This window comes from Streptomyces sp. DF42 (assembly GCF_058267695.1).
This window is the reverse complement of record NZ_CM177859.1, coordinates 7282654-7295404: the sequence shown is the minus strand read 5'-3', so window position 1 is coordinate 7295404 and position 12751 is coordinate 7282654. Positions and strand designations below refer to the sequence as shown.

Genomic DNA, 12751 nt, shown 5'->3' with positions numbered 1-12751 from the left:
CCCGTGCCGTGGTGTGGTCAGAGCGTGGTGAAGACCTGCTCGAACTCCAGGCGGGGAAAGCGGGGGTAGAAGGCGTCGGGGCCGGGCTTGCCGATGTTCACGACGACCAGCGCCTTCTGTGTGCCGTCGGGGAAGAACTCCTTGTTCAACCGCTCGGTGTCGAAGCCGCTCATGGGACCGGCGGCCAGCCCGAGGGCGCGGATTCCGAGGACGAAGTAGGCGATCTGCAGGCTGGCGTTCAGCCTCGCGGACTCCTCACGCACGTGAGGGTCGGCGAAGAAGATGTCGCCTGCCTGCGGGAAGACCGGAAACTGCGTCGGCAGGTGCTCGGTGAACTCCGTGTCGGCGGCCAGAATGGCAACCAGAGGGGCTTTGCCGGTCTTCTCCTGGTTGCTCTCGATCATCAGCGGCACCAGGCGGGCCCGGGCCTCCTCCGAACGCACCAGGACAACCCGCAGCGGCTGCTGGTTGAAGGATGTGGGCGCCCACTTGACCAGGTCGTACAGCGCCCTGATCTGGTCCTCGCCCACCGGCTCGTCGGTGAAGGTGTTGGCGGTGTGGGCCTCACGGAAGAGCAGGTCCTGCGCGGCCTTGTCGAGGACTATGTGCTCGGAAGTCATCAAGGAACTCCTGTCCTGATGGAACGGATTCGGTCGCGGGCCGCCGTGTCGGGCGGCCGCCTACTGCCCGCTGACGAGAGCGAGCAGAGCTGTGGTGTCGGCCGGGAGCTGATTGCCACGCCAGGCGACGTGCTGGTCGGGGCGGACGAGTACTAGGTCGCGCTCCCAGACGGCGCGGACATTCGCGTCGTCGATCCGCAGATGACGTAGCGGTATGCCGCGGTCCGCGGCTTCGGTGACCAAAGGCTCGCCGGCCCCGGCCCCGGACATGTCGACCAGCGTCATCTCCGGGCCCAGTAGGTCGAAGATCTCGGTGTCCATGTCTGCCAGTCGCACACTGGGGGCTCGGCCGCCCGGCCACGTGGTGGGGATGATCCTGTGGGTGTCCCAAGCGGGCTCGCCCGTGCTGGTGTCCCGCGCCACGATGGGCGAATTGTTGTATCGGTAGCCGAAATGGATCCCGAGGGCCTGGGTCTGGTACGCCTGGTGGTCCAGGTAGCCGGCGAGCTGAGCCGGAGAGGCATGTGCCTTGTCCAGCATGATGAAGCGCCGCCAGACCTCCATGAGGTTGAAGCACATCTCGCGGTTGAAGACGGCGACGGGACGGCGCTCGGCTTCGTAGCTGTCCAGGAAGCGCGAGCCGGCCCACCCGTTGATCACGGCGGCCAGCTTCCACCCGAGGTCCACGGCGTCACCGATGCCGGTGTTGGCGCCGTGCCCGCCGGACGGGAAGTACTGGTGGGCGGCGTCCCCGGCGAGGAAGACCGCGCCCTTGCGGTAGGAGGCCGCGATGGCCAGCCGGTTCTCCCAGTTGGCCACGGAGATCAGCTCGTCGATCCGCAGGTCGATGCCGAGGAGCCGGCGCAGCTCGGGTGCCGGGTCGCCTTCGAAGGGCTTGCCGTCGAACCGGGGGAAGACCGCGGTCCAGGTGTCCCGGCCGTCGCGCGAGACCAGGGTGAGTCCCGCTGCCCCGATGGCCAGGAAGAAGCGGCCGTGCTGCAGCAGCTGGGGATCGGCACTGCGGAAGTAGACATTGGCGTTCTGCGAGACCGGGCCGACCTCCTCGGTCTCGATGCCCACGGCACGGCGCACCGCGCTGTTGGCACCGTCGCAGGCGACGAGGTAGCGGGCCCGGAGCTGCTCGCTCTTGTCGCCGTCGACCTGGACTACCTCTGCGGTGGCCCCGTCGTCGTCCGCCGTGAGGCTCTTGAAGGACCAGCCTTCGCGCAGCTCGATGAGGGGGTTCTCGCGGCAGCGCTGCCTGGACAGCTCCTCCAGCCGGGAGCCGATGACCCGCTGGTACGCCTCGCAGGGCAGAGTGCCGTCGTTGGTCTTCGCCATCATCCGCCGGAACTCGTCGACCGAGGGGTAGTGCCACTCCGTGATCGGGGGTTCGGCGAAGGTCTTGGTCCACAGGAAGTTGAGCTCATGGTCACCGGGCACGCCCATCGTGCGGAGCTCGTCCGCGAGTCCCAGCCGGCGCAGCAACTCCATGCTGCGGGCGTTGAGGTAGTCCATCTTGGGGTGCTTGGGGATCTCGGAGCGCTCGATGACGGTGGACGCCACTCCGTGGTGGGCGAGTTCCAGCGCGAGTGTGGCGCCCACAGGGCCGGCGCCGATGATCAGTACGGGGGTCTCGGGCACGGTCAGTTCCCCTTTCCGGCCAGTACGGCGTCCAGTTGCTGCGGATCGACGCCCGGGATGCGGGCGGAGAAGGAGCGCAGAGCCTTCAGGTACTCGGCCTCCAGCTCGTGCGCGTCGAAGCGGGTGGAGCGGCCGTCCTCGAGTACGACATGGCCGCCGACGACGGCGGTGTGGATGTCCGACGAGCCGCCCAGCATGAGGAATGCCTCGAGCGGGCGGGAGTTGAGCAGGTAGCGCCAGTCGCGGACGGGGACGAGGACGGCGTCGCCCTGCTTCCCGACTTCCAGGCTGCCCACCTGGTCGTCCCAGCGCAGGCCGCGGGCGGCGGTGCGGGTGGCCATGGCGAGGGCCTGGGTCGGCGGCAAGGCGGTCTGGTCGGCCTGGATTTCGTTGTGCATCTGCCAGGCGGCCCGCATGTTCTCCGGCATCCCGCCCACCGGGAAGGTGGTTCCGTCGGTGGAGAGCGACACCTCGGCCCCGGCGTGCAGGAGATCGGTGATCAGTCGGGTGTGGCTGATGGTCGCCTCGCCGGAGGGCCCGTACTTGGCGGGTGAGTGGTTGATGTGGACGCCGCGGTCGAGGAGCAACTGGCGTTCCTCGTCGTCGGCATACGCGCAGTGCACCGCCATCAGCCGGTCGTTGAGCAGTCCCAGCTTGTCGAGCCGGCGGATCGGTGTGAGGCCGAAGTAGTCCTGGACGAACGCGCTTTCCCTGCTCTGCGCACCGACGTGCGTGGCGAACGTCGAGTCGTGGCGGGCCACGATCTCGGCGAGACCGACGCCGAGTTCGTCGGACAGGTTGGTGATGTAGACGGCGGAGGGCCGGGCGCGGGTCAGACCGGTCGGGTCGGCCGCGCAGCTGCGGAACAGCTCCTCCAGGTCGGCGAGCAGCGTGTCGGTGTCTCGGGTGCGTTTGGGGGTGTTCTGCCCGGGTTCGCAGACAAGGTCGCCGGCCCATGTGCTGACCGCGCAGCGGATGCCCAGGTCCCTGGCAGCTGTCGCGAGCGCATCCGGGCGGTTGAGGGAACCGACATCCCCGAGGGTGGTGGTGCCGCAGACGAGTTGGGTCCACAGGGAGTAGCGGGCGATCGCTTCCGCTTCGTCCGGGGTGAGCTCGTCGATCAGGCCGCAGAAGCGGTCGAAGAGCGAGGAGATGAGGGGCATGTCGCCGCCGCGGGCAAGGAAGCCCGGAGCGTCGTGGCGGTCGTCGTGCGGGCGCAGGGCTCCGCGGAAGGCGGCGCGCATGGCGAACATGTCGTGCCAGTGCGCGTTGACCAGGCCGGGCAGAACCATCATTCCGTCGGCCTCGACGGTGCGCAGCCGACCGCGGATCTCGGGGGCCATGCGGCCGAGTGCCGTCTCGACGTCTGCCTGTGGCCCGACGGCTGCGACGGTCCCGTCCACGATGAGAACCGAACCATCGGGGTGGATCCGGTCGTCGGCGTCGGCGGTGTAGACGAAGCCACCGCGGATCAGGATCGGCTCGGGGGCGCTCGTGGCTGCTTGTGCGGAAGTGCTGCTCATGGCCGTGGCTCCTGGCGCGGTCTCAGGACTCGGGGAAGACAATGGCCTGCTCCCAGTTCTCTCCAGGGCCGTACAGCCCGCGGGGCTTGAGTGACTGCCGGGGGTTGACGATCACGCTGTCCGGAACGAGGCCTCCCGGACGCAGCACCTCCACCGAAGCGGGAACGCCCAACGTGTCGCGCACGGCCTTCTCGAGCAGGGTCTTGGCCTGCTCGGCGTGCGTGTCCTCGGCCTCGATCTGCATGTGGAGCAGGTCGGATTCCGCGCGGGCACGCCAGAACAGGACGTCCAGTTCGTCGGGCAGCGAGAAGACGACGTCCTCCAGCTGGAACTGGGTGATGCGGATGCCGGTGACGGGGTACCCCTGGATGGTGCGTCCCAGGACCTCGATCAGCGGCAGTTTGAGGCCGCAGGCGCAGTCCTCGTAGGTGATCCTGGCGCGGTCGTGGATGTTGTAGCGGACCAGCGGCATGCCTTCGAGATAGAGCGAGGTCAGCACCAGCTCGCCCTCGCCCTCGGACCGCAGCTCTCCCGTTTCGGTGTCGTAGAGCTCGGGCTTGATCCGGTCTGCCCAGAAGTGCAGGTTGTCCTCGGTGCAGTAGCCGGCGAGGCTGCCGATCTCCGTACATCCGTACTCATCGAGTACGGGGATGCCGCCCCACATGCGGCTGATGCGTGCGCGACGAGCCGGCGACAGCGGCTCACCGCCGACGAACAGCGCTCGCAGGGCGGGGAAGTCGGTGGCAGGGTCCAGCCCTGCCCGTCGCGCGGTGGCGGCCCACAGCAGGCAGTCGGTCGGATTCGACCAGGCGATCGTCACACCGAGGTCGTGCAGAACGCGGACGACGCGCGGATAGGGAATGACCGAGGAGCGGTTGTCCCCGGGCACCACGGTCGCCCCGTAGTGCCGGGCCACGAGGTGGGTGAGGTTGGCGGCGAGGCCGAGCGCGTAGGGGCTGCGGACCAGGAAGATGTCCGAGGGACGTATCTGAACGGTCTTGCGCGCGTACCGCTCGATGAGGTCCTGGAAGTCCTCTTCCGTGTAAAAGGCGGGCGTGACCCTGCCGCCGGATCCGCTGGACTCGAAGTAGGCCGCGAGCTCCTCCTGCGGGACGGCGAGGAGGCCGAACGGATAGCTGTTGGCGAGGTCCTCTTTCGTGGTGATCCCGACGTCGGCGAAATCGATCGCACCGGTGGCGGCGTCCTCGCCGAAGCGCTCCCGGTAGAGCGGCGACCGCGCCGCCTGGCTCAGAACGTCCGGCAGCCGCTTGTCCTGAAGCGCCCTCAGTTCTTCGAAACTCTCCCAATCACCGGGCTGGGGCAGTGCACGGGCCATCACAACTCCCTTGTGAAGATGGGCGGTTCCTGCTGTATGGGGCAGTGGGCCCAGTATTTGCGCCGTGCTCTGCACGGAGCCGTCGGTGCGCAGGGGCCGGGAGTCCCGTAGTCAGCACCGTGTGGCGCTGCCTTGACCTGTGGGTTTACGTCCCGTTGAGGACCTCCCCGGAATGGGGCTACGGGAAGTGGTCCGGTGCCGGATCGGATGGGCGTGCGGAGAGTCAGCCTGCTGCTGTCTCGCTGGGTGGGTCTGCTTCCGCGGTCTTCTTGAGCATGCCGAGTCGCAGCTCCCAAGAAGTGGCGAGGTCGCTCATCCAGCGAGCCGTGATGTTCAGGGGCCGTGACCGTATTTGGTAGACGACCTCGCGGCCGACGCGTTCCCCGATCACCAGTCCGGCTCGTTCGAGAACTGCCAGGTGCTTCACCACAGCCTGGCGGGTGACCGGAAGGCCACCCGCCAGGGATGTGGCGGTTCCGCTTCCTCGGGTGGCGAGGGTGTCGAGTATCCGACGGCGTGTGGGATCAGCCAGGGCCAGCAGGATGTCCTCGACGTCTCTGCCGCCGGGGCTGATCACCGCTGTTCGATGTGCTCTCGGAACTGTGCCAGCTTGCCGGGCCAGTTCTGGCTGTTCGCCTGGTACCGGGTCGCGAGTTCCTCGGCCGGCAGAGCGAGGGCGGAGAAGCCGCTCTCGACGAGCCGTACCCGCGTGCCCCCGAGTTGCTCGTCCTTCTCCAGGAAGAACTCGACAAGAGTGGCATTCTCAGCCGTGGGCTCCTCCCCCGCGTCGCCCTGCGACCAGCGCCACGAGAGCAGACGGGGCTGCTCGACCTTCTCGATCCGGGCCGGGATGGCCCCGTGGACGCCGTGGTCGAAGAGGAGCAGGCCGCCGGGGCGGAGCTCGAGCTTGACGGGGTTGCCATTGCCGAACCAGCTGCCCAGGAACTCGGCCTCGGTCAGTACCGACCACACCTTCTCCAGGGGAGCCTGGACGAGGATTTCGCGCTCGATGGTGTTGTCGACCATGAGGATCCACCTTCCGTGAACGTGCCACGCAGGGGCGGCACTTGTTGAGACCCGCAACCACTTGGTTGCGTGTCTTGGCAGGGAAATGCTGTGTGCAGCGGCCCGTACCGGTGTCAGCCTGCGGCGGCCGGCGTTTCACTGCCTCGCGGTCGAGGGCCCGAAGGCTGCTGCTCGGGGCGGCTTGCCGACTTGACCCCCAGGCACAGCACCGCTCCGATCACCATCGCCACGACCACCGCTGACAGGGTGGGGATGAGCGAGGCGACATAGGCGTGGGAGAAGACCTGCCCGCCCGTGGCCTGGAGGTGCTTGGCGATCGAGGCTGGTGTGTCCGCCGGGAGGGAGAGGGACGAACGGCCGCCTCCCGCGTCTGCGCCGGCGGAGGCCGCCCGGTGCATGGCAGTCAGGAACCCGTCCCGGGACTGGGCCGGAAGCCCGGCCGCCGCCGCGCGGGCTCGAGAGTCGGCCTCGGAGACCAGGCGGTTCTCCAGGACGGTCACCACGATCAGGCCGCCGAGGACAGAGCCGAGTTGGCGGACACTGTTGAGCACGCCGGATGCTGCCCCGGCCAGCCGCGGCGGGACGCTGTAGGTGGCGAGGGTCTGCATGGGGCCGAAGGTGCAGCCGAGACCAAGGCCGCCGATCACGAAGCCGGGCTGGAAGACGTACCAGTCGGAGTCCACACGCGCCACCAACAGCACGTAGAGGATGCCGATCCCGAACAGCACGAAGCCCGCCAGCAGAATGTACTTGCCGCCGATCTTGTCGACCAGACGGCCGGAGACCGGGGCGACGCACATGGACAACACCGCGAAGGGCGCCATGACCAGTCCGGTCTTGAGAGCGCTGTAGCCGAGGACCGACTGCATGTAGATGGACAGCGGCAGGAAGGTCCCCACCATGGCGACGGAGACCATGATGTTGGCGCCGTTCATCAAGGCATAGTTGCGGTCTTGGAACAGGGAGAACGGCACGAGCGGCTGCCGCTGCTGTTTGCGGGCCTGCTGGGACACGAAGAGGCCCAGGAAGACCATGCTCGCTGCGATGATCAGCGGAATCGAGACCCAGCCCCAGACGGATCCCCATTGGTAACGGTGTCCCTCCACCAGACCGAAGGTCAGCAGCACCAGGCCGACGCTGGCCAGGAGCACGCCGGGGAGATCGAGAGGCGCCTTGCGTCCGGGCCCGGTATCGGGAAGCAGGGCCAGGCCCATCACGATCACGGCCACACCGATGGGGACATTGATGAAGAAGACCCAGCGCCAGCTCGCCGCCGTGACCAGAAGCCCGCCCAGAGTGGGCCCGACGACAGTGGCTACTCCCGCGACCGCACCCCAGATACCCAACGCGGTACCGCGTTTCGCAGGCGGAAAGGTCGAGATGATGATGGTCATCGTCTGCGGGAGCAGAAGAGCCGCCCCCAGCCCCTGCACGGCCCGGGCAGCGATCAGTTGCCCTGGGGACTGCGCGAAGCCGCAGGCCATGGACGACAGAACGAAGAAGGCGACGCCCGCCAGGAAGAGATTCCGCGGACCGCGAAGGTCGCCCAGGCGCCCTGCGGTGATGAGGAGCACCGCCAAGACGATCACATAGCCGTTGATCACCCAGCCGATGTCGTCGAGCGAGGCGTGAAGACTGGAAATGATGCTCGGGATCGCCACATTGACGATCGTCAGATCGAGCATGGTCATGAAGAAGCCAAGGGACAGCGTTAACAGCATGGCCCAGGGGTTTCCGCGCCATCTGCTCATAGAAATACTCCCTCTCTCTGCCGGAGAGTCAGATCGAAAGGCGTTCGGGAGAGCTCGCCGACGGGGGGCGTGAGGCGGCGGGCAGCGCAACGGCCCCCGTGAAGGGGCATGAGCCGGTCAACGCACTCAGTCGAAGCGCGCGACCCACTGCCCGACGACGCTGTTGAGTCGTTCCTTGTTGAGGCGGTAGACCCGCACACGGCCCTGCAGGACCACCTCCACCAGACCCGCCTCTTCCAACACGCGGAGGTGACGGCTGGTGGTGGGCCAGGCGCAGTCGAAGCGGGACGCGATGGCGCCGGAGGTCATCTCACCGCCACGGGCTCGCAGCACCGACAGGATCGTCCGGCGTGATCGATGCGCCAGAGCGGAGAACACAGCGTCCATCGCCTCGAGCTCGGCGAGGCCGCGCGGCTGAGGAGCTGTCACGCCTCGGACTGTACCTGCTCAAAGAGCGGGTACTCCTGCTTGGGGAGCCCGTCGCGCTCTTCCAGGAGCGGCTCGATCGCTTCCCAGATGTCGATCACATCCGGATGATCGTGCGCCGGCCCGGGACTCCCTTCCGTCCAGGTGAAGATCTCGACATACGTCGGTGACCCCTCGACGCTGCGACAGATCATCGCAGGCGTGTCCGTCGCGAAGCCGAGATCACGCAGCGTCGGCCACTGCCGGACGAGCACCTTGAGGAACTCCTCCTCGGCATCCGGCCGCACCCGGTACGTCCAGACCACGGTTTGATTAGCCATGACGCTCACTCTAAGCAGGATTGCTAAGTATGGTCAACCGCCGCCAGGCGACCAGAACGATCACTTCCGGAACCTCTCGTTCCGAGAATCGACGTGGCAGGACCCACCCGGGAACCGACTTGACACAGCCTCGTGGCTGGTTTGTTATTGGGCCTGACAGTGCAAGCTGAAGGTTGCTCTAGACCAATACCGGATGACCAACCAGAAGCATTCGTTTGAAAAGGTTTGGCAAAGACTGCAAAGACCTGCAAAAGAGCAAGCACTTGTACGGGGGATTTGATTTGCAAGCCGTCAGCTCGTTACGGGCCATTGAACGCGCAGCCCGCCTCCGAAGCCGCCACGCGGAGGTCGACTCCTGCCTTGATTGCAGAGTCAGGGAATCTATTTCTGTGGCGTGAGCACACCAAATGCGCCCCGGGGATCAATGCTGCTTCCCGGGATTCAGCTGCCGACCTGGTCAGAGCGCTTCCCGTCACCCCGACCACATGGGGGGGAGCTGCGGCCAAACAAAGACCTGACCGTCGGCAACTACCAGGTCGAAAGCGCTTCACCGCACCGCTGGACGGCGCGGACAGTTGCTTCCCTGGCTCACCGACACGCCCTTCACGATGTTCACTCGTGAAGGACCTTCGCTGCCCGCAGCACGGCTGCCATCGCTCCAGCCCGGGTTCTTCCTCTCCTGCGGGCAGTGCACGAAAAAAGTAGATCCACGACAGGGGGTTAACGTGGGAAGGCACGAAGCTAAACACGAGACATTTGGCTCAGCGGTCCAAAAGTATCGCCGGAAGGCGGGGATCACTCAGCAGGACTTTGCAGAGCGAGCCAAGGTCAGCGTGGGAATGATTCGCGATCTGGAGCAAGGGAGAACAGCACGCCCACATCGCGGATCGATAGATAAGATAGCCGACGTACTTTCCTCTGCGGGAATTGATGTATCGGCTGCACGCAACGCGAATATGCTTCCTTCAGCGAATGCCGCGACCGCTAGTTCCATGTCACCGACTGCGGACTTCAACGGGAGCAGCGAGCTCAGCATCCAAGTCCTCGGCCCTCTCACCGTCCACCGCGGCAGCCGTTTGCTCACGCCGGGAGGCCTTCGTCAGCGCGTCCTCCTGGGGTTCCTTGCGGTTAGGGCTAATCATTGGATCCATCGTGATGCGCTGAGCGACGTACTGTGGCCGGAGGAACCGCCGGAGAGCGCCCCGAGCCTGGTCCAGACGTATGTCACCCGTCTGGGGCGGCTCCTTCGCGTCCCCGGGCGGGGAAACCGGAGCACGGGGATAGAACTGGTCCGGCGAGGCAACAGTTACAGCCTGCAGAGCGGCGACACCGACATCGATCTACTCGCCTTCGAATGGATGTACCGGGAAGCACGCCTGGCTCGGGAATCGTCGGACAACGACCTGGCTGCCGAGTGGTACGAGCGAGCTCTCGCCCTGTGGCAGGCGGAACCGCTCTGCGACCTGGACGTCCTGCGGGAGAGCCCGCTGCTCGAGTTCCTGCTCCGCCGATGGGCGGCCGCAGTCGTCGAGTTCGCCGAGACCTGCTTCTCCCAGCGGGAGTATGCCCGGGCACTCGGCCACATCGAGGGCCTGGTGCAGCGCGACCCGCTCAACGAGCAGGCCCAGGCATGTCTCATGGTCGCCCTCGCCGGCATCGGTCATCAGGCCGCGGCGCTGAACGTCTTCCACACCGTGCGCACCGAGCTCATGGAGCAGCTCGGCGTCACACCAAGCCGTGTGCTGCTCGACACCTACGAACAGATCCTGCACAACCAGATCGTCCCCGCAAACGCCCAGTTGGTGCCCAGCCGGGGGTGACGGCGGCTCTCGATGATCTGGCTGGAAACAAGGATGTGTCGAACCCGCAGAGGAGTTCCGTTGGGTACCTTGCGCTGGCTGACAGCAGGAGAGTCGCACGGCGCCGCCCTGGTCGCGACGTTGGAGGGACTGCCCGCGGGCGTACCGGTCACCACTGAGGCGGTGACAACAGCACTGGCGCGGCGGCGTCTGGGTCATGGCCGCGGTACGCGTATGAAGTTCGAACGCGACGAGGTAACCCTCGTGGGCGGAGTACGGCACGGCCTGACCCTCGGCTCCCCGGTCGCGATCATGGTGGGTAACACCGAATGGCCCAAGTGGCAGCAGGTGATGGCGGCCGACCCGATCGGGCCGGAGGTGCTGGCCGGCCTGGCCCGAAATGAACCGTTGACCCGTCCCCGCCCCGGCCATGCCGACCTGGCGGGGATGCAGAAGTACGGATTCTCCGAGGCTCGTCCCGTGCTGGAGCGAGCGTCGGCGCGGGAGACCGCTGCCCGAGTCGCGCTCGGCGCGGTCGCCCGTTCGTACCTGAAGGAGTCGGTTGGTGTCGACATCGTCTCGCACGTGGTCGAGCTGGGCGCGGCCAAGGCGCCGCGCGGAGTCGTCCCGGTTCCGGGGGACACGGCGAGGCTCGACGAGGATCCGGTGCGCTGTCTCGACGCGGACGCTTCGGCGGCGATGGTCGAGGAGATCGACCGGGCGCACAAGGACGGCGACACGCTCGGTGGGGTTGTCGAGGTGCTGGCGTTCGGGATGATTCCCGGCCTCGGCTCCCACGTGCACTGGGACAGACGGCTGGACGCACGGCTGGCCGGGGCGCTGATGGGGATTCAGGCCATCAAGGGGGTGGAGATCGGCGACGGTTTCGATCTGGCCCGCGTCGTGGGTTCGCAGGCGCACGACGAGATCGAGCCCAGCCCCGAGGGCGTACGGCGCAAGTCGCATCGTTCCGGCGGCACCGAGGGCGGATTGTCCACCGGTGACGTGCTGCGGGTGCGCGCCGCCATGAAACCGATCGCCACTGTGCCGCGTGCGCTGGCCACGGTGGACGTATCGACGGGTGAATCCGCGCAGGCCCACCACCAGCGTTCGGACGTGTGCGCCGTTCCGGCAGCCGGGATCGTCGCCGAGGCGATGGCCGCACTCGTGCTCGCGGATGTGGTCGCGGAGAAGTTCGGCGGCGACAGCATCGCGGAGACACGCCGCAACGTCCGCGGCTACTTGGACCACCTGGTGGTGCGCTGATGGCCAGCCCGCGAGTAGTGCTCGTAGGCCCGATGGGGGTCGGAAAGTCCACTGTCGGTCGGCTGCTTGCCGAGCGGCTGGACGTGGCGTATCGAGACACCGACGATGACGTCATCGCCCGGCAGGGCCGATCGATCGCCGACATATTTCTCCACGACGGCGAGGATTACTTCCGCCTGCTGGAGGCGAAGGCCGTGCGGGTGGCACTGGCCGAGCACCAGGGCGTGCTGGCGGTGGGAGGCGGCTCCGTCCTCGCGCCTTCCCTTCGCGCCCGGTTCTACGGTCTGCCCGTGGCCTTCCTCGACGTCAGCGCGGAGGAAGCAGCCAAGCGTCTGCATCTGGACACGTCGCGTCCGCTCCTCGTCGGCAACCCTCAGCAGCGCTGGCGAGAACTGATGCAGGTCCGCCGTCCCCTGTACGCCGAGGTCGCCCGCTCCGTGGTGCCCACCGATCATCTGGCCCCCGAGCAGGTCGCCGACGCGGTGCTCAACGCTCTCGGACTTGCGGAGAAGCGTGCGAACCAGTCCGCCGGCCCCGACCACCGGTAGGGACGACCCGGCGTCGACGCACCGGGATGAGCCGGCGTGCTTGCCCACAGCCTCGACACGCCCCTGCGGCATCCATGCGAGTTGGGCGGGGTGACTGTTCAATTCCCAGCCTTCCGGACCAACTCGAGGCACCAGAGGCGCCGTCCGAGCAGGGGCGCACACCAACCGTCAGACACATCCCGCACACGAAGGAGGTGCGCGTCCACCTCGTCCGTGGCGGGTTTCTGTCGGTCAGTCACCTTGTGGGCGCGGGTCGAAATGCCAAGCGGTAGACCGCGGGCAGTGGGAGTTCCCTGGGACTTTCCCGGGACTTCCGGCTGCATCAGTGGGTACGAGCGTGAAACAGCCGAAAGGCCATTCATGCGGGTCAGCGGCCAGCGGCCGCCCATCGCAGCAGGTCACGGCACTCGCTGGTCTCTTCCGCGACATCCGAGTCGCCGATCATCGTGGGCCGCCTCGAAGGCAGGTGCCGTGCCTCCAAGGCGGCTCCCG

General features: G+C 67.1%; 12 protein-coding genes and 1 pseudogene. 4 read left to right on the top strand and 9 right to left on the bottom strand.

Annotated features, from left to right (window positions below):
- Nucleotides 1–17 precede the first annotated feature (17 nt).
- The 9 genes from ACYUED_RS33505 to ACYUED_RS33465 form a co-directional block, all read right to left on the bottom strand.
- Complete coding sequence (locus tag ACYUED_RS33505; RefSeq protein WP_491288277.1) at nucleotides 18–620, bottom strand: malonic semialdehyde reductase; 603 nt, start codon at nucleotides 618–620, stop codon at nucleotides 18–20.
- Nucleotides 621–680: 60 nt separating this feature from the next.
- Nucleotides 681–2264, bottom strand: coding sequence for an FAD-dependent monooxygenase (locus ACYUED_RS33500; protein WP_491288274.1), 1584 nt, complete (start codon nucleotides 2262–2264; stop codon nucleotides 681–683).
- Between the two features lie 2 nt (nucleotides 2265–2266).
- Nucleotides 2267–3787, bottom strand: a complete 1521-nt coding sequence (locus ACYUED_RS33495) for an amidohydrolase family protein (RefSeq protein ID WP_491288271.1) — start codon at nucleotides 3785–3787, stop codon at nucleotides 2267–2269.
- Between the two features lie 22 nt (nucleotides 3788–3809).
- Complete coding sequence (locus ACYUED_RS33490; RefSeq protein WP_491288269.1) at nucleotides 3810–5123, bottom strand: AMP-binding protein; 1314 nt, start codon at nucleotides 5121–5123, stop codon at nucleotides 3810–3812.
- Between the two features lie 223 nt (nucleotides 5124–5346).
- Entirely contained in the window at nucleotides 5347–5700 is a 354-nt protein-coding gene (locus ACYUED_RS33485) for an ArsR/SmtB family transcription factor (RefSeq protein WP_491288266.1), read from the bottom strand.
- Nucleotides 5697–6149, bottom strand: coding sequence for an SRPBCC domain-containing protein (locus ACYUED_RS33480; RefSeq protein WP_491288263.1), 453 nt, complete (start codon nucleotides 6147–6149; stop codon nucleotides 5697–5699). Before ACYUED_RS33480 ends, ACYUED_RS33485 begins: the two co-directional genes overlap by 4 nt.
- Nucleotides 6150–6262: 113 nt before the next feature.
- Nucleotides 6263–7900, bottom strand: a complete 1638-nt coding sequence (locus tag ACYUED_RS33475; RefSeq protein ID WP_491288259.1) for a DHA2 family efflux MFS transporter permease subunit — start codon at nucleotides 7898–7900, stop codon at nucleotides 6263–6265.
- Between the two features lie 126 nt (nucleotides 7901–8026).
- Entirely contained in the window at nucleotides 8027–8329 is a 303-nt protein-coding gene (locus tag ACYUED_RS33470; protein ID WP_491288258.1) for an ArsR/SmtB family transcription factor, read from the bottom strand.
- Nucleotides 8326–8655 (bottom strand): hypothetical protein, encoded by a 330-nt coding sequence (locus ACYUED_RS33465; protein WP_491288256.1) that lies wholly within the window; start codon nucleotides 8653–8655, stop codon nucleotides 8326–8328. The genes ACYUED_RS33470 and ACYUED_RS33465 overlap by 4 nt, the downstream gene beginning before the upstream one ends.
- Nucleotides 8656–9254: 599 nt before the next feature.
- On the opposite strand from ACYUED_RS33465, the pseudogene ACYUED_RS33460 reads away from it, so the two are divergent.
- The 4 genes and pseudogenes from ACYUED_RS33460 to ACYUED_RS33445 form a co-directional block, all read left to right on the top strand.
- Nucleotides 9255–9548 (top strand): annotated as a pseudogene (locus ACYUED_RS33460) (helix-turn-helix domain-containing protein); the annotation flags it as partial.
- A 90-nt stretch (nucleotides 9549–9638) separates the two neighbouring features.
- The gene (locus ACYUED_RS33455) at nucleotides 9639–10466 is read left to right on the top strand and encodes an AfsR/SARP family transcriptional regulator (RefSeq protein ID WP_491294542.1); all 828 of its coding nucleotides are present in this window, start codon (nucleotides 9639–9641) and stop codon (nucleotides 10464–10466) included.
- A gap of 60 nt (nucleotides 10467–10526) precedes the next feature.
- Nucleotides 10527–11711: a chorismate synthase gene (gene aroC, locus ACYUED_RS33450; RefSeq protein ID WP_491288252.1), complete on the top strand. Its 1185-nt coding sequence runs from the start codon at nucleotides 10527–10529 to the stop codon at nucleotides 11709–11711.
- Nucleotides 11711–12259, top strand: a complete 549-nt coding sequence (locus ACYUED_RS33445; RefSeq protein ID WP_491288250.1) for a shikimate kinase — start codon at nucleotides 11711–11713, stop codon at nucleotides 12257–12259. Before aroC ends, ACYUED_RS33445 begins: the two co-directional genes overlap by 1 nt.
- The last annotated feature ends 492 nt before the right edge of the window (nucleotides 12260–12751 follow it).